Here is a 16,169-nt window from a genome sequence, read left to right as displayed (position 1 = left end):
CTTCGGTGATCGCCGGCCTGAAGGCCGATTGGCAGGTCGAGTACGAACGCTGGCAGAGACGCGATCTGTCGGCGCGTCGCTATGTCTACATCTGGGCCGATGGCGTGTACCTGCAGGCCCGCATGGAAGATCACAGCGAATGCATGCTGGTGCTGATTGGCACCACGCCGGAAGGCAAGAAGGAGCTGATCGGCTTCCAGGTCGGCGTGCGCGAGAGCGCGCAGAGCTGGCGCGAACTCCTGATCGACCTGCGGCAACGCGGGTTACGGATTGCCCCGCAACTCGCCATCGGCGACGGCGCCCTCGGCTTCTGGAAGGCACTGGACGAGGCCTTTCCCGGCACGCGGCACCAACGATGCTGGTGCCATAAAGTGAGCAACGTACTCGACAAGGTCGCCAAATCCGTGCAGGGCCCCATGAAGAACGACCTGCGGAACATCTATCTGGCCCCACACCGGGCCGAAGCTGAAACCGCGATCGACGTCTTCGTCGAGAAATACCACGTCAAATACGGACGTGCGGTGGAGTGCCTGATCAAGGATCGCCATGCGCTGCTCGCCTTCTTCGACTTCCCTGCTGAGCACTGGATCCACCTACGCAGCTCGAACCCGATCGAGAGCGTCTTCGCCACGGTGCGCCACCGAACGGTGCGGACCAAGGGATCGCTGTCGCAACAAACTGCGAAGCTGATGGTGTTCAAGCTCATCGACGCCGCATCGAAGACCTGGCGGCGATTGAAGAGCACGAACCAGTTGCCGAAAGTCATCGCCGGTGTAAAGTTCATCGACGGAATCGAAGTCATTCCGAACACTGAAAGCCACGCCGCCTGATCAGGCCGCGTCACCCAAAATCAGCCATAGCTCCGCTGGGTCCGTTTGGCCTCTTTACGGCCGCGGTCACACTGAAGATCAAGAATTGTCCGGATTTCATACCCGTTCAGTCGTTTGGTTGTCGCAGATCGATGCACCTACAGCGCCGCAGGCCTCCAATCAGCGGATTTTCGCTTCAGCGCCAGCGTATACGGCTCGTGCGAGATCGGATCGAGGGGCGGGCTCTCCAGAGGCGTCAGCCATCTCAACCCGAGTCGTCGCGCCCCTGTCCGATCTAGTAGGCGCGACGAGGCTGCCGATAGGCTGGTTCCCGTGGCACTTGTGCGTTTGCAAAATATGGATTGGTAACGCACATAGCGGAGAGGCCCGATGCATTGGCGTGGCACTGCGCCATCGAGCTATAGCCGCAGTAGAAAGTTTCGCCTCCGCCCCAGTACCAACGTTGTAGGCAGATCGGAGCATTCCCGCCATATGTTTGGGCCTGAGTTGGCGCGGCCGCCAAAACCGAGATCGTTGCCCAAATCGCCAAAGTTGGAATGCGCATCAGAATTTCCTTACGGATCGACTCCATCGCATCAGCGTATCGAAGCCAGACAAAGCCCATTGCTTAAGATCAATTCACATTCGCGCGAGTGGCTGGGGCTACGGCTGTGGTGGTTCAACGCTGCAACGGGCGCCACCTCGGGCTTGCTCGCCAAATGAGGGGCGAAGATGGGTTTCCGCGCGGAAAGCTGACGATGATTGATGGGCGGCAGCGCGAACGCCACGAGTTGATCTTTGGGGCAGGGTAATCCGGTCAAGCCAGAGCCGCAGCGCCACCGGATCCCCCGCGAGCGCCGCCGCAAAATCGCCAGCGCGGGGGGGGCTCCGGGGGCGTTGTTGGGGCGGCGGCTGTCAAACCGTGCCGCGATTTACGTGCCAACCGGTCTTGTCGTGATGGCGCTGCGAAACGCGAGAGGCGAACTAACGGTGGAAATGGTTTGCGTACCCTCGCCGACGCCCTGAATGGTGAGGTCGCCATAGTTCAAAAGGCGGCCAAGAACGCTTTGATTGACATCGACGCTCTCAACCTTGTCGAGGCGCATCTCAAAGGTCCGCCTCTTAATGAAACCGGCCTTGTGGACGACCCGCATGTTGGTAACGTCGGACTCGGTGGTCCAGCGGTGGAACCAAGCCGTCGCCGTCCAGTACAAGGCCGCAAGCCCAGCGACCGCCGCCAATACCAAGTAAACCAACGTCAGCGCGTCGACGGCGACCAAGCGCCACAGCACCAGAAATGCGACCGCCGCGATCCACGCCCCGATTGCAGGCAGAAAGTACACCCAGTGTTCGTTGGTCGAATACAGCACCCTTTCGCCAGGCTGTAGGATTTCGTCGATATAGCGCCCCATACGCCTACCCGGAGTTTACCTATCACCGCGGTAATATGCGCCATTTTAAACGGAGAAAGACCTTGATCTATCTCAAGCCTTCCAACGGCCAGCGCCGGAAGCTCGCATGCTTTCACACGAGAGCCGGACCCATCCCCTGCCGTGAGAGGTCGGGATGTTTGGACGGTTAAGGGAGGTGCAGAATGATCAGGTTGATTGCTATTGCCGGCTTCGCCTTATCGGTCGCAGTATCGGCGCAAGCCATGACACCTGCGCCGATTACTCCTCCGCCCAACGGCATGATCACTGAAGTCGCTGCTGCCTGCGGCGCGGGTAGGACACGAGTTAACGGTGTGTGCGTCGCAAGAACCACCGTCCGCCATACCCGTCGAGCCGTCCGCAGATGTGCGACCGGAATGACTTGCTAGCGCGCCGATGGCTTAAGCGGTGCAACCACGAAGGCTGAGACGACCCGAAACTGTCACTAGCGGCATTCTGCAATCAAGGTTGCCCGAAGCCGCTGATGGAGCGGCTGCTGGGTGTGATGGTCGCCGCACATGATCCAGATCAACGCTGTCGCTCGACTGCCGAAAAAATTGGCGCATGGCAAGACGGCTTTCCATTATCGAAGTGGGGGCGATTATCGTTCTCAGCGTGGCTGTACTCGCCTTCGTCGGGTTTTCCATTTGGGCAGAATTATGAAGGCCGGGGTGCGCCGAGACTAACGCCATCCTCCACGCGCTCCCGGCGCACCGCCTCGCTCGCTGAGTTCTTCGACTTGAGCCACGTCTTCGATAGTCCGCCGTCCGCTTCGACACGATCCCTTCCAGCCCCATCTGGCAGAAGTGCTTGAAGATCGTCGGGCCGCCGCCGGTCAGGTGTTCGTTGAAGCGGATGGCGCGCGACTGTTGAGCGCGAGCCAGACCACGTCCTTTTTCTTGGTCTGTGGGTTCGTAGAGTTGGCACGTCGCGTCATTTCGCTGTGCTAGGCATCCGTCGCCACGACGACACAGAACAGGCGTCAAGGTGAGGCCATTAGAAGGCCCTACAGCGCGCCGCCAGCGCCGGGCTACCGGACACCGGCAAGCCGCACCAGTTTTCCAGCCACTGGCTTAGTCGTGAACGGTCGGGGCCAACTCCAGACCATAGCGGCTTCGGCCTGCTTTCTCTTATCCGCGGAGTTGCGTGGCAAGAACACTCCAAGAAACCGTGTGAGACATGCCGGGGCGGTCTGACTATGTCCGTTCACAGGGGTAGACTGGAAGAGAACGGCACGCGGCCACCGCAAGGTAGCAAAGGCCAGAAAATTCATAACTACAAAAAAGCCCCGGCGAGCCTGGGCTTTGGTTTGCGAAGGTGGGTGAGATCAGTATCTGGCCGCGACCGGTGCGCCGTATCCACCGAAGCGTTAATTCAACCGAAGCGTGACCATGTCAACATCTTGGCTGACCCCGCTGCCGGTGAGGATGAACCCTCCGGGAGTAACCACGCCTGCGAAGCTGGCATTATCACGCCCCATCCAGAGATGGTCGTATTCGATACCGAGCGACCAGTTGGGCGTGAAGCCGTACTCCCAGCCGACACCGAGGGCGCCGCCCCAGCGTGTGTGGCCTGCCGATGCCAGGCCGACCCCGGTGATGTTGTTGAATATATCGAATCGATTTGCGCGTCACGGCGGCGCCGCCCTTCACGTAGATCAATATGCTGAAAGAAAGCGTGCCCCTTCTGCAACATTCGCCAAAAAAGGGATCGCGCGACTGTCCGCACCGGCATCTATTTGTTGTGTGGGTAGAGCGTCCGGCTAGGGTCAGATTCGGTAAGGGGGAGTGGGCAACTTCAGGGGAGATTGATGCTGAAATTCGTAATTGCGGGTGCTGCGTCTTTGGCTTTGGTGGGAGCGGCAGTTGCCGCGGATCTGCCTCGTCCGCAGCCCGTCGTCCAGACCGCGCCGGTTGGTAAATATCCCGTCGGCAAAACTCCAGTCGGCAAATACCCGATCGGCAAGGCTCCGGCGCCAGCTCCGTTAGTCACCAAGGGCTAATCCCGAAGATTGAAGCGCCTTCGGCCCGTCGGGGCCGGAGGCGTTCACCTCCAGTAATGTTTAGCTTGGGCTGTGTTGGGCCCAAGAAGGGTTGAACGTGGCAAGGGTGATCTGGGAATACCGCGATCTGCGATTTATTGTCGGAGTCGCAATCTTTGCGGCTTCCGTGGGAAGCGCTAGTGCACAGCAACTCGCGGCGCGTGCTGATCTTCAGCAGCGACCGGACACTTCCCCCAAGACCTCAATCAACTCCGCTACGAAAACGGCCGCAGCTGCGCCAGGCAGCCCGCCAGCCACGTCGGATGCAAAGCCGGCCCGGGTATCTTCAGTTAAAGGACCCTACTACGTTGATTTTCGTGCCCGCACTGCTGCATCCTACGGACACGCATTTGTCTGGTACGGCAAGACGAGCCAAAGGGCGGTCGAAGTTGCCGGCCTGCATCCAGCAGGCGACACACTGCCGTACGTATTGGGACATCTCATGTTTGTGCCTTCTGAAACGGGCGCGAGCTACGGCGACCTCGATGAGCAATATTTGACAGCCAGCTATCGAGTCTACTTGAATGAGGCTGACGCCAAAAAGGTATTTGCTTACATCAAACGTCTTCAGGCGACCTCGCCGGTGTGGAACGCGGGAACAACCAACTGCACCAATTTCATCGGTCGCATAGCGAGTTTTATGGGTTTGAAGGCTCCATTCCATTTGTTGAAGCCTGAAGAATACATAAACAAACTCAGAGCGCTAAACGGTGGACGTCAAACGGTGCAATTGGTTGCCGACCGGTAGACCCCGGGAAATGGCGGGCCAAACTCGAGGTGCCATCCGAGCTTGCGTGATGGCGTATCAACGAGCCGGACGGGATGAGCGCGTCGCGTAACGTGTATTGCGATGGCGGCATACACACGGGGCCGCACTGCTCGGCCAGTCTCGCCTAACCGAAAAGGCCGCCAACTGAGGCGGCCGCGGAGGAGCAATGTCCAAGTGGCGGCCTAATCTTTATCTGTCCAGCATTCCAAGGAAACTCTACTGGTCGCGCCCGTGAAGCGGTTTCTGTGTTCGAAGCCTTGCCCGATTGGCTCGTAGCGGAACATCCAGCCGCCAACCAATACGGCGAACACAGTGGCAAATGAAGGCCAGCGGCGCTGGCCCGTCTGCCATTGCAAAGGCCCTCAAGATAGGCCACGCGTCAGTTTATCGCGCGCTTGCGGAGTGATCGGTTGCGCGCGCGTCCCTGCAACGGAAACTTGGTGCGGCCTCGGGGGAGGGCAAAATCCCATGGAAAGCATGCTACCAGGACTGTCTGTGGATCTCGCCGCGCAGCCGACCTGAACCCGAACCTGCCGAAGACCTTCAACATTGATGTGTTCTCGGGCAGGACTTCCGCCGTCAATTCCTTCAGTCCCGTTTCCCTCGCGATGTCGACGAGGTGCCGCATTAGCATCGAGCCAACGCCGCGCCCCTGCCATGCATCGACCACCATGAAAGCCATCTCGGCCCGGCCGGGCTCGGAGACAATATATCGGCGGCCGCCAACCACAGCCTTCCGGCCTGCTTCCTCCGCGCGCGCAACCAAGGCGATTTGATTCTTAAAATCGACGTCCATGAAGAGGCGCGCTCCTTGTCGGAGAAATGGCGCTTCATCGCAAAAAATCGGCGCTGCAACGACTGCGGGCTCGCTTGGTCTAGTGCGGCGAGCATGTCGGCCTCGTCCTCCGGCCGAAGCGCGCGAACTTCGACCGGACTGTCGTCGCGCAAGTGCTCTCGTGCACTGGTGACCGACATGCGGACTCCGGTGTCGAGAGGCCGGGCGACGCACTTGCCCGATCCCGCCCAAGGGCCTCCCGGCCGGTCGTGGTCGCTTGATCTGGATCAAGACCTCCGCGCGAGAGGGGGAACTAGCTCACTCACCCGCAACATGCGTGGCCAAGGCTGAAGGCGCGTCCGTGAGAACACTCCGCCAGATCATCTTCGGAGACGAGGTCATCCAGCTTGTGATCCGGCTGGGGTTGCTCGCGGTCCTGATCGTCTGGACACTGCTCCTGATCCGTCCGTTCGTGCCAATCCTGGCCTGGAGTGTCGTGCTCGCCGTCGCGCTTAATCCGGTGTTTCAGCGCCTTGCCAAAATCCTCGGCGACCGGCCGGAACTTGCGGCAGCGATCCTAACCCTTATCAGTCTCGCCGTTGTCATTGGGCCCGCGACGTGGCTCGGCATGGGCGCAGTCGACGGGATCAGGGATCTTGCCGGCCAAATGACCGCCGGCGAGGTGTTGGTTCCGTCGCCACCTCAATCGATCAAGGATTGGCCACTCGTCGGGCCTCGGCTCTTCGATCTCTGGGATCAGGCCTCGACCAATCTGCGTTCGCTTCTGCGCGAAGTGGTGCCGTATCTCAAGCCCTTCGCGACGACCTTGCTCGGATTTGCCGGCAATGCCGGTGTGGGGACCGTGAAGTTCCTGCTGTCCGTGGTCGTGGCTGGCGTCGTGTTTCCATATGGCCCGCAACTCGTGGCCGCGGGTCGTGACTTTCTGTCACAGATCGTGCCCGACCAGAGCGAGCACTTTCTGGACCTCGCGGGTACCACCATCCGTGCGGTCGCGCAGGGTGTGATCGGCGTCGCGATCGTCCAATCCTTGCTCGCCGGCATTGGGTTCAAGCTGGCCGGTATCGCCAGCGCGGGACTACTGGCGTTCGTGGTGCTATTGCTGTCGATCGTGCAGATCGGCGGAACGATCGTCATCCTGCCGGTCATTATCTGGATCTGGACTGACAAGGAATTCCCGATCGCGCTTCTGCTGACGGTGTTTCTCGCGATCGTATCTGTGCTCGACAACATCCTAAAGCCGCTCGTCATGGGGCGAGGCCTGACCACACCCGCGCTCGTCATCCTGATCGGGGTGATCGGGGGAACCCTCGTCCACGGCATCATCGGCCTCTTCATCGGACCGATCATTCTGTCGGTGGCTTGGGAGCTGACGGTTGCCTGGATCCGTACCGAACGCGCTCCGCAGCGGGGAGATGTTGGCTATGGGCCGCCGCGCTCTCTTGATCTGCATCAAGGCGTCTCATCATCCCCTTCGCCGGATAACAATCGCTGACCGACGAAACCAGGAGCATGGCCGAGTCCGCCATGGGAGCACGCGATGGCAGTCCAGTTCCTCGGCACCGTCATCAGCGTGATCAACAGTGATCAACATAGAGCTTCTGCCAGTCTCCGAAGGTGATGTCTTTGGCTTCGCGCTGCCCGCGAGGGGCGATCTCGGCGGGCTTCGCCTCAGAGGCCTGCTTTTGCGCCGCGGCGTTCTGGACCGAAGCTGGTCCGGCAATGGCCGCTGCGAACAAAATCAACAGGAAGGTGCGAGCGTGCCCGGGCCATGGCGTTGAAGGGGCGTTGATCATGGTTGCGTCTCCAGGCGCCACCCTCCGTAACTATTTATGCGCGTTGAGGGATTTTTCGACGAGCGGTGACCACATCGGAATTGTGTCGGTCGAGCCGACGAAGAAATGCCCCTCATTGCCGAAGGGCGGCATCAGATGATATCGGCCCTGCCGCCGGCCGCAGTGAAAGCCTCATGCATGCGCTTCAACAACGCCGGGCCAAAGAACGTGTCGTTCTCGATATAGAACCACAGCATGGCACCCGCGAGGTACGGCCGAAATCCGCGGTCGCTTCGACCAGTCTGTCCGGCGCGCAGTTGTTGTTGGGCTTGCCGTCGACGCGACCGCCGCGACCTGCTGCAAAGGTGATGATCGCTGGAGACGGACATTGTCTTCGGCGAGGGCCGGCAAGCCGAAGGCGGCAAGGAGAACCAAAGCCGTCAAGAGCGGTCGGAAGATTGCGGCCAACTGCGTACGCATCGTCGCCTCCGTCAGCCGGTATAAGTGAGCGCCACGATGATCGGGCCGAGCACAGTCAGGACGACGTTGCCGATGGCGTAGGGCACTGCGACGCCGAGTACTGGGGTCTGACTCTCGGCGACTTCGCAGGCTCCGGTCACCGCAGCATCGACGGTCATGGCGCCGGCCAGCGCCCCGCAGGTGATGACCGGATTCATGTGCAACACATAGCGCGCAAACAGTGTCGCGACGATCAGCGGCACCAGCGTGACGACCAGGCCCATGCCCACCAGCAACGCCCCGTGCGCCTGTATCGCAGCCCAGGCCGCGGCTCCGTTGCCGAGCCCGATGGCTGCGATGAAGCCACCGAGCCCGAGATCGCTCAGTGTCTGCTGTGCCGCGCGTGGTAACGCTCCGATGGTCGGCCGGCGCGACCGCATCCAGCCGCAGACGAGGCCAGCGATCAGCGCGCCGCCGCCGCCGCCCAAGGTCAGCGGGATGCCGCCGACCCTGAGGCTGACGAGACCCGCGAGGAGGCCCGCGGCGATGCCGGTTGCGAGAAAGGCGATGTCGGCGCGGTCGCCGGAGCGCAGGATCTGCCCGACCTTCGTGGCGGCACGCTCGATGTTGCGAGTGCTGCCGACCAGCGTCATGACGTCCCCGACATAGACGCGGGTGTCCGGGCCCAACGGGACCTCGCGGCCCATCCGGGTCAGCGTGCGGAGATAGACGCCGCGTGCGTCGTTGCCGACGCGTTCAGCGATCTCCTTGATCGATCGGCCATGGAGATGGCGGCTGTCGACGAGGACGTCGATCACATTGCCCGGAATTGCCTTCAGGATTTCGTCGGCATCGATTTCCTTGCCGATGACCGACTTTGCCGCGACGAGGGCAGCGGTTCGCCCGGCGACGACGATGTCGTCGCCGGGTTCGAGGATGCTGTCGAGGCGCGGCTCGATATCGGCTCCCTGCCGCACGATTCGCTCGACGACAGTGCGGCTGCCGATTTCCTCTTCGACGTCCTTGACCGTGCGTCCCGCGGCGGCCGATACCCGGTAGGCGCGCGCCTGGAATTTGCGATAGTGCAGATTTTCACTCTGTGGCGGGTTGCCGCCGGCAAGCTCCGCCTCCAGCTTCGCCGCCTCCGCCTTCAAATCGATCCGCATCAGTTTCGGTGCGACAAACGGCACGTAAAGGAGCGTGAGAATATAGCCGAGGACATAGGTGACGGCGTATCCAGCTGCGATGTTTGCTTCTTGCTGCTTCAAAGCATCACCGGACAAGCCGACTTGCGCGAGCGCTCCGGACGCCGTGCCGATGATGGAAGATTGCGTCAGCCCACCGGCGGCAAGTCCCGAGGCCGTGCCCGGATCGAGCTTGAACGCGAATGCAAATATCAAAACGAGGATGAGACCCGTGCCGCCGAGCACGAGCGCCATGGCGACCTGCGCCAGGGTGCGGATGCTCAAGGAGGCGAAGAATTCGGGGCCGGACCGGTAGCCGATCGTGAACACGAACAGGCTGAACAGAAGCACGCGCAGCAGCGACGGGAATGTAAAGGTTCCGAGCTGACCGATAAGAACGGCCACCACCAGTATGCAGGCTGTCGTTCCGATTGAGAAACCACGAATCTTGGCTCGGCCCAGCACCGTGCCGATGGCGATGGAAAGCAGCAGGAAGATTTCCGGAGCGGTGGAGATCATCCACCTGACGGTATCCATGGCGCATGCCCTCCAGCCATTTGCGCCGAATCTGAATCGTGAAACCCGGCGACGCTTGATCTAGATCAATCCTCGCCGACGGCACGCCTTCGCCTTTTGAGCCGTGCAGGATTCGGGACAGTCGACGTCTCGGACATGAGCACGATGGACATCGTCACTGCTTCGTCGGCGCACCGCGACGATCGGGTACCAGTCGAGTTCTGCTTTGGGTCTACCGGCTTGGTCTGCATGGACGGAGCTTGGTATCGCTGTGATCGCTCCCTTAACCCTGCTGCCTGGCCGCGAAGCCGACCTCAACGAGGCCCGTTTATGAACGCGCCGTCCGATCGCTCGACAGCGTGCTCGGAGAGGGCAACGCGGGGCAACCGTCTGATCCAAAGGAAGGGCATCCGACCGCATCGTCAGCCGGGCGGCCATGACGTGAACCGTTTCGTCGCACGCCGGTCGGCCGCCAGCTGCCTCGGACATCAGACGAATCAAGTTCGCCTGACCTACTCACCCTACAAGAGATTCGCGCGCCACGCGGAGTCCGGGGGAAACACCCCGCAGTTATTCGACCTATTCACAGCGTCTTGACTCCGCGCGAATCGATTCGGCCCCCTTTGATGTGATAGCAAAGCTGTTTTGTGATGATGCTGCTGCTGGTCGGAGTGGGCGCGGTGCAAGCCCAGCAGTCGTGCATGCCCTGCTCGCTGTGCACACCCGGCTTGCTGTACGAATGCGTCGATAAGAACGGAAAGCTGCAGCCTGCTGGACCAACGGCAGCGCGGCAGACAAAACACTTCGACCAGTGCATGGCGCGCGGCGGCTCAGGTTACAAGTGTCTCGATGAAGCAGCGAAGGTGAAGTGAAGCAGCGGAGTGTCTGCCGAAGGGCTGATGTGTGCCGCCGGCTAGGGACGTGCCGGCTGGGCTGCTCGATAGAGCTACAATCGCCGCAACTCTGCGGCCGCGCGGACCGTTATCTCAGTTGACGGAGCTTCGGGCGGCCGCCCGAGCCATGGGTGCGCAGCTTGTGTAGATGATCTTGTTTGAGACACCGAACCGAAAATAAACGCGAGCCGGCTTGCCTTCGTAATTTTGATAGTCGATTTGAACGCCGTGGCCCGTCAGGCTCACGTCGTCCAGCGAAAATGAGAGTACTCGCTTCGTTTCGAGCTTAGGTGACCAGTAGGCAGCGATTGCTTCTCGCCCAGTCAGGCTGACGCCTTCGCAGGCGCATTCAAGCACCGCTCGCTCATCATACAGATCGAGCAGCGCGTTGACGTCTCCACGCCGGCAGGCGTCGAGCCAGTCTACAACTGTGGCAACGGGGTCAAAGTCATCCCTCGAAATAGGCATGGAGGTTCCATCATCAGCCGCGCCGCTCCCGGCGCGGGACTTAGATGGACTGTGATGAATGCTGCTTGAACGCACTCCCGCAGAACTACTTATTGAAGCCCGCCTGATCGAAGCTCAGGCGGGGCGATAGATCAGGCCGCAACGTGAAGCCCGATATTGGCGTCCTTTCTCGATGTCCGCCCGCCGACGATCCGCCGCAGCTCGGCCGCGACGCCGTCCAGCACCGCGCGCTTTTCCTTCATCCGCTTGGAGTGATTGTACACTTTGCCGGTGACCGTCGGCACGATCTGCTCGGCCTTCTTGCTCGCGGCGTGGTCGAGGCACTTCGCAATCCATGCGTCGTCGAAGCCGAGGTCGCCGGCCAGGGTCGCTGCCGTCCGGCGCAGGTCATGGGGCGTGAACGGCTTGAGACCGAGCAGCTCGCAGAGGCCAGCGGTTTTGGTTTTGTCCTTGTTCGTCTCGTGCTTGGTGCCGCGCAGGGCGTCGGCCATCGCTTTCCGGTGGATCGGCTGGCCCTTGTACATGGGGCTCTCGAAGACAAACTGCTGACCATCCGAGGCGAGCGCCTCCTTGATGATCTCGACCGCCAGATCGGATAACGGCTGCTGGATCACCCGCCGCTTCTTGACCCGCTTGAGCGGCACGTCGAAGCGCGGATGCTCGCCGTCGAGGTCAAACAGCTCATCCCGATGCGCGCCGAGCAGTTCCCGCGAGCGCAGCATGGTGACCAGTTCGAACTTGAGTGCGAGCCGGGTCCGGCGGTCGTAGGGAAGGTCGTTGCGGTCCAGTCCGTGCCAGAACGTCTTGATCTCGTCTTCGGAGAGGACCCGGGTGCGGGGATGTTCGGGATCGAGTTTTGGCAGGTTGACGCAGGGGCTGGCGGTCACATAGTCGCGGCCTGCCTCCGCCGCCCAGGTGAACAGGCCCGAGGCCGCCTTGCGCATATGGCGCGCGTTGCTGACCGAGGGCTTGCCGAACTTGCCTGCGACGATGTCGTTCGAGAGTGTGGCGATGTCGTGCTTGGTGACCTCCATGGCCAGCTTCTTGCCGAGGCGTGGACGGATGAGGCGGTCGAGGTGGCTCGCGGTGTTTTGCCAGCTTTCGAGCCGGGGGCGCATCTCGCCATCGGGCTTCTTGACCAACGTCTTCATCCACGCGATGCGCTCGTCGATGATCTCGGCGACGGTCTTGCCGCGCTTCGCCTTCGCAGCTTTCTGGTCGCGGAAGGTCTCGGCAAGCGCCTCGCCACCCCTGGCCCTGAGGCCGTAGACCTTGCTACGGGTGTCCTCGACGGTGAAGGTCTCAGCATTGTAGACGCCAAGCCAGCCGGTGCGTTGCTTGCCGGTCTCCCGGTCGGTGAACTTGAACGAGAAGGTTGCCACCCCGGTCGTGGTGATGCTTACGTACAGACCAGGGCACTTACGGTCGTAGAGCTTGGTCCGTTTGGCAACGCGTTTCTCGCACATGCGGTCGGTCAGAATGACGCTGCTGTTGCGGCCCCGCTTGCCGGCGGGGGAGGGGGCAATGCTACTATCCATGTGGTTTCGGCTCCTAAGGCTTGAGACCAAAGGGCTCGGCATTGGGGCTTTCAGTTTGTCGTGCGGACGCTGAAAGGCTTAGGGCCGGGCCCTTATTTTGGTGAAGCCCGCTGAAACAGCCCGCATCAGGCTAGTTGAAAAAGCCTAATTTTAAAGGGTTTTGTTAGTTTCGGCGTGTTTCACCGAATGCCAAAGTATAGACGTGTGGTCCTGGCCGTCGTTGCTACGGTCAAGTGCTTGCGGATGCGGCAGTCGCGTCAACCGGCGCGGTGCTGGTGACTTTCGCAAGGACGAGGGAGGCCAAAGGGAACTCGGCTCCCGGGAGAGCACGGCATAAGCCGTCCAACCATCGCGCAGGGAAGGCCGAGTGATTGGCACCACCTGTATGCTGCTGTGCGGTTTCCTTGCGCTACCTTTCGCGCAGCGGACCGCGGGTGCGAGGTCAGCACCCGGCCTTCCCTGCGCCCTCTTGGCTTCGAGGGTGGAGTGACCAGGCAAAGCTCGGGCGACATGCGCCGCGAGAAGGCGATGGTGTGTCTGCAGCACTCGCTGTCATCGCCCGCGAAGGCGGACGATCCAGCATGCCAGAGGCGGGTGTGGTTGAGCGCTGCGCTTCGACTATGCCGTGCCGATCACGAAGAGCAGGTACGACATCGTCCAGGAGTTCAGATGCGGCGGCGGCACGTCGTTCTAACCACTCAGGAGCCGCCGGCAGGCGTCGACGAAGACCTGCGCGCCGGTGACGATGTCGGCATCGGCGGTGTTTTCGGTCCAGTGATGGCTGATGCCGCCGATCGACGGCACGAACAGCATCGCTGCGGGCATGACGGTCGCGAGCATCTGCGCGTCGTGGCCGGCGCCGCTGGGCATGCGAATGGATCGTCCGCCAGCCAGGGCCTTGCTCGCGGCTTCGATGGCGTCCTGGAAGCCGGCGTTCATCATCGCGGGCGCGCCGGTGCGAATCTTCTCCACGGTGACGGTGCAAGGGCCCTTCGCATTGGCCTCATCCGCCATGGTGCGCAGCAGCTCCTCCAGCCGCGCGATGACCGCCGGATTGTCGTCGCGGATCTGGAACAGCATCTCGGCGCCGCCGGGAATGATGCTCGGCGCGCCCGGATCGAGCGTGATGCGGCCGGTGGTCCACACCGTGCGGGGACCGCATGCGGCCGGGAAACGTTCGTCGATCGCCACGCAGAAGTTCGCCAGCGCGAGGCCCGCATCCTTGCGCACGGCCATGCGGGTGGTGCCGGCGTGATTCTGCTCGCCGGTGAAACTGATGCGATACTGCCAGATGCCGACGATGGAGGTGACGACGCCGATCGCGAGCTTGTCGCTCTCGAGCGTGTCGCCCTGCTCGATATGCGCCTCCAGATATCCAACGTGTCGCTTCGGTTCGACGGCAACGCGGGCGCGTCCGGTGAGACCCATGTCGGCGAGCGCATCGCGCATGGGCCGCCCGTTGGTGCGGTCACGTGCGGCGTCGATTTCGGCTTCTGTCACTTGCCCGACGTAGGAGCGCGAGCCGAGGAAGCTGCCGAAATGGCCTTCCTCGTCGCACCACGCGGCGACCTCGACCGCGCCCTTCACGGTGGGATCGGCATTGAGCGCGCGGGCCGCTTCGAGCGCGTAGATGACGCCGAGCGGGCCATCGAGCCAGCCGGCGTAGTTCTGGCTTTCCAGATGCGATCCCGCCAGCAGCTTCGGCCCCGGCTTCGTGCTGGTGCCGAACACATTGCCGATGCCGTCGATCGCGGCGGTAAGGCCGGCGTCGGGCAGCTTCTGCACCAGCCAGTCCAGCGACTGCTTGTGCGGCTCGGAGAAGGTCGGCTTGTGCACGCCCGTCTTGTAGGCGCCGATGGCGCGGAGCGCATTGAGATCGGCGAGAACGCGTTGCCCATCGGCACGCGGCTTGGTGTCAGGCATGTTCGGCAACCTTCAGCGCCTCGGTGCGAATCTCCTCGACCAGCCGTTCCTTCAACTGGACGAATTCGGGCGTGGTCTTGATCTTGTAGGAGCGCGGATGCGGCAGGTCCACATTGATCTCGGCCTTGATACGGCCGGGGCGCGCGCTCATCACGATGACGCGGCTGCCGAGGAAGATGGCTTCCTCGATGTCGTGGGTGACGAACAGCACGGTCTTCTGGTCGCGCTCCCAGATTCCGAGCAGCATTTCCTGCATCAAGGCGCGGGTCTGGTTATCGAGCGCGCCGAAGGGCTCGTCGAGCAGCAGGATCTTGGGATCGTTGGCGAGCGCGCGAGCGATCGCGGTGCGCTGCTGCATGCCGCCGGAGAGCTGCTTCGGCCAGTGGTTCTCGAAGCCGGACAGCCCGACCTGGCGGATCAAGGCATCGGCGATCTTGTTGCGCTCCGCCTCGGGCACGCCGCGCTCGCGCAGGCCGAAGGCGATGTTCTCGCGCACGCTCAGCCAGGGAAACAGCGTGTAGGATTGGAACACCATGCCGCGATCGGCTCCGGGGCCGGTCACCTCGCGCCCGTCGAGCGTGACGCGCCCGCTGGTCGGCCTATCGAGACCGGCGACGATGCGAAGAAGCGTGGACTTGCCGCAGCCGGAGGGGCCGAGGATGGTGACGAAATCGTTGTTGCCGATGGTGAGATCGGTCGGCTCCAGCGCCCTGGTCGGCGCGTTGCCGTGGCGTGCGGGAAAAGTTCGCGAGACCTGTTCGATCTTCAGCCTGGTCATGCGAGCCTCCACGGGAACAGCCAGGCGTTGAACGCCTTGAACATGAAGTCCGAGAGGAGACCGATCAGCCCGATCACGATGATGCCGAAGATGATCTGGCCGGTGTTGAGCAGCGCCTGGCTGTCGGTGATCATGTGGCCGATGCCCGAGGACGAGCCGATCAGCTCGGCGACGATGACGTAGGTCCAGGCCCAGCCCAGCACCAGCCGCAGGATTTCCGCGATCTCGGGTGCGGAGGAGGGCAGCAGCACGCGGCGGATGATGCCGCGGTCGCTGGCCCCCAGCGTATAGGCCGCCTCGACCAGATCGCGCCGCGTGGTGCCCACGGTTACGGCGATCATCAGGATGATCTGGAACACCGAGCCGATGAAGATGACGAGCAGCTTCTGCAATTCGCCGATGCCGGCCCACAGGATCAGCAGCGGGATAAAAGCCGAGGCAGGCAAATAGCGAGCAAAGGAGACGAACGGTTCGAGGAACGCTTCAACCGGCTTGTAGGCACCCATCAGCACGCCGAGCGGAACCGCGATGATCGCAGCGAGCGCAAAGCCGCCAACGACGCGCCAGATCGTCATGCCGATGTCGTAGATAAAGCCCTGCTTGGCAAGCAGGTCATAGCCTTCCTGCATCATGGTCAGCGGGTTGGCAAGAAAGGTCTTCGACACATGGCCGCCGAGCGTTGCCCACGACCAGAGGGCGACGAACAGCACGAAGAACGCGAGGCCGTAAGCCACGCGCTGCTTCGATGTCACGGGATCCAGGGGGCGCATCAACGATCTATCCGGGCGGTGAA

At 62.0% G+C, this 16,169-nt stretch carries 15 protein-coding genes and 2 pseudogenes; 5 read left to right on the top strand and 12 right to left on the bottom strand.

The features are described from left to right. Positions 1 to 830, top strand: an 830-nt coding sequence (locus QJT78_RS27405; protein WP_281460366.1) for an IS256 family transposase, incomplete at its 5' end; no start/stop codon positions are given. 274 nt (positions 831 to 1,104) lie between these two features. On the opposite strand, the gene QJT78_RS27400 is transcribed toward QJT78_RS27405, so the two are convergent. The 3 genes and pseudogenes from QJT78_RS27400 to QJT78_RS27390 form a co-directional block, all read right to left on the bottom strand. Continuing rightward, complete coding sequence (locus QJT78_RS27400) at positions 1,105 to 1,374, bottom strand: DUF3551 domain-containing protein (RefSeq protein WP_080586689.1); 270 nt, start codon at positions 1,372 to 1,374, stop codon at positions 1,105 to 1,107. 367 nt (positions 1,375 to 1,741) lie between these two features. Next, complete coding sequence (locus tag QJT78_RS27395; RefSeq protein WP_038944057.1) at positions 1,742 to 2,221, bottom strand: PH domain-containing protein; 480 nt, start codon at positions 2,219 to 2,221, stop codon at positions 1,742 to 1,744. A 1,387-nt stretch (positions 2,222 to 3,608) separates the two neighbouring features. Further along, positions 3,609 to 3,894, bottom strand: a pseudogene (locus QJT78_RS27390) (outer membrane beta-barrel protein); the annotation flags it as partial. A 155-nt stretch (positions 3,895 to 4,049) separates the two neighbouring features. Between QJT78_RS27390 and QJT78_RS27385 the strand changes: the two are divergent. Both QJT78_RS27385 and QJT78_RS27380 read left to right on the top strand, forming a co-directional pair. Beyond that, on the top strand, positions 4,050 to 4,241 hold the full coding sequence (locus QJT78_RS27385; RefSeq protein WP_080586686.1) for a hypothetical protein: 192 nt from the start codon (positions 4,050 to 4,052) through the stop codon (positions 4,239 to 4,241). A gap of 97 nt (positions 4,242 to 4,338) precedes the next feature. Then, the gene (locus QJT78_RS27380) at positions 4,339 to 5,028 is read left to right on the top strand and encodes a hypothetical protein (protein ID WP_240537660.1); all 690 of its coding nucleotides are present in this window, start codon (positions 4,339 to 4,341) and stop codon (positions 5,026 to 5,028) included. 400 nt (positions 5,029 to 5,428) lie between these two features. Here QJT78_RS27380 and QJT78_RS53200 read toward each other — a convergent pair whose 3' ends face one another. Then, a complete protein-coding gene (locus QJT78_RS53200) occupies positions 5,429 to 5,845 on the bottom strand; it encodes a GNAT family N-acetyltransferase (protein WP_063711499.1) in 417 nt (138 codons plus the stop codon). A gap of 340 nt (positions 5,846 to 6,185) precedes the next feature. Here QJT78_RS53200 and QJT78_RS27370 point away from each other — a divergent pair, with 340 nt between their 5' ends. Continuing rightward, positions 6,186 to 7,337: an AI-2E family transporter gene (locus tag QJT78_RS27370; RefSeq protein ID WP_080586688.1), complete on the top strand. Its 1,152-nt coding sequence runs from the start codon at positions 6,186 to 6,188 to the stop codon at positions 7,335 to 7,337. An 82-nt stretch (positions 7,338 to 7,419) separates the two neighbouring features. Here the strand turns inward: QJT78_RS27370 and QJT78_RS27365 are convergent, their stop codons facing one another. The 3 genes and pseudogenes from QJT78_RS27365 to QJT78_RS27355 all read right to left on the bottom strand — a co-directional run bounded on the left by QJT78_RS27365 (position 7,420) and on the right by QJT78_RS27355 (position 9,797). After that, complete coding sequence (locus tag QJT78_RS27365; protein WP_193375960.1) at positions 7,420 to 7,638, bottom strand: hypothetical protein; 219 nt, start codon at positions 7,636 to 7,638, stop codon at positions 7,420 to 7,422. Between the two features lie 30 nt (positions 7,639 to 7,668). Next, a pseudogene (locus QJT78_RS27360) lies at positions 7,669 to 7,993 on the bottom strand (dienelactone hydrolase); the annotation flags it as partial. Between the two features lie 115 nt (positions 7,994 to 8,108). After that, positions 8,109 to 9,797, bottom strand: coding sequence for a transporter (locus QJT78_RS27355; protein WP_028154208.1), 1,689 nt, complete (start codon positions 9,795 to 9,797; stop codon positions 8,109 to 8,111). Between the two features lie 629 nt (positions 9,798 to 10,426). On the opposite strand from QJT78_RS27355, the gene QJT78_RS27350 reads away from it, so the two are divergent. Then, positions 10,427 to 10,648, top strand: coding sequence for a hypothetical protein (locus QJT78_RS27350; protein WP_028154207.1), 222 nt, complete (start codon positions 10,427 to 10,429; stop codon positions 10,646 to 10,648). Between the two features lie 114 nt (positions 10,649 to 10,762). Here QJT78_RS27350 and QJT78_RS27345 read toward each other — a convergent pair whose 3' ends face one another. The 5 genes from QJT78_RS27345 to QJT78_RS27325 all read right to left on the bottom strand — a co-directional run bounded on the left by QJT78_RS27345 (position 10,763) and on the right by QJT78_RS27325 (position 16,146). Then, a complete protein-coding gene (locus QJT78_RS27345) occupies positions 10,763 to 11,137 on the bottom strand; it encodes a nuclear transport factor 2 family protein (RefSeq protein ID WP_038944053.1) in 375 nt (124 codons plus the stop codon). A 131-nt stretch (positions 11,138 to 11,268) separates the two neighbouring features. Next, positions 11,269 to 12,675 (bottom strand): site-specific integrase, encoded by a 1,407-nt coding sequence (locus QJT78_RS27340; protein WP_049810262.1) that lies wholly within the window; start codon positions 12,673 to 12,675, stop codon positions 11,269 to 11,271. A 690-nt stretch (positions 12,676 to 13,365) separates the two neighbouring features. Next, positions 13,366 to 14,598: a Zn-dependent hydrolase gene (locus QJT78_RS27335; RefSeq protein ID WP_028152171.1), complete on the bottom strand. Its 1,233-nt coding sequence runs from the start codon at positions 14,596 to 14,598 to the stop codon at positions 13,366 to 13,368. Next, entirely contained in the window at positions 14,591 to 15,376 is a 786-nt protein-coding gene (locus tag QJT78_RS27330; RefSeq protein WP_028152172.1) for an ABC transporter ATP-binding protein, read from the bottom strand. The genes QJT78_RS27335 and QJT78_RS27330 overlap by 8 nt, the downstream gene beginning before the upstream one ends. After that, a complete protein-coding gene (locus QJT78_RS27325; RefSeq protein ID WP_028152173.1) occupies positions 15,373 to 16,146 on the bottom strand; it encodes an ABC transporter permease in 774 nt (257 codons plus the stop codon). Before QJT78_RS27325 ends, QJT78_RS27330 begins: the two co-directional genes overlap by 4 nt. Positions 16,147 to 16,169 lie beyond the last annotated feature (23 nt).

Source organism: Bradyrhizobium sp. Mp27 (genome assembly GCF_029953005.1).
Classification (GTDB): Bacteria; Pseudomonadota; Alphaproteobacteria; order Rhizobiales; family Xanthobacteraceae; genus Bradyrhizobium; species Bradyrhizobium barranii.
The sequence above is the reverse complement of the archived record's forward strand: the minus strand, read 5'-3'. Positions and strand labels throughout refer to the sequence as shown.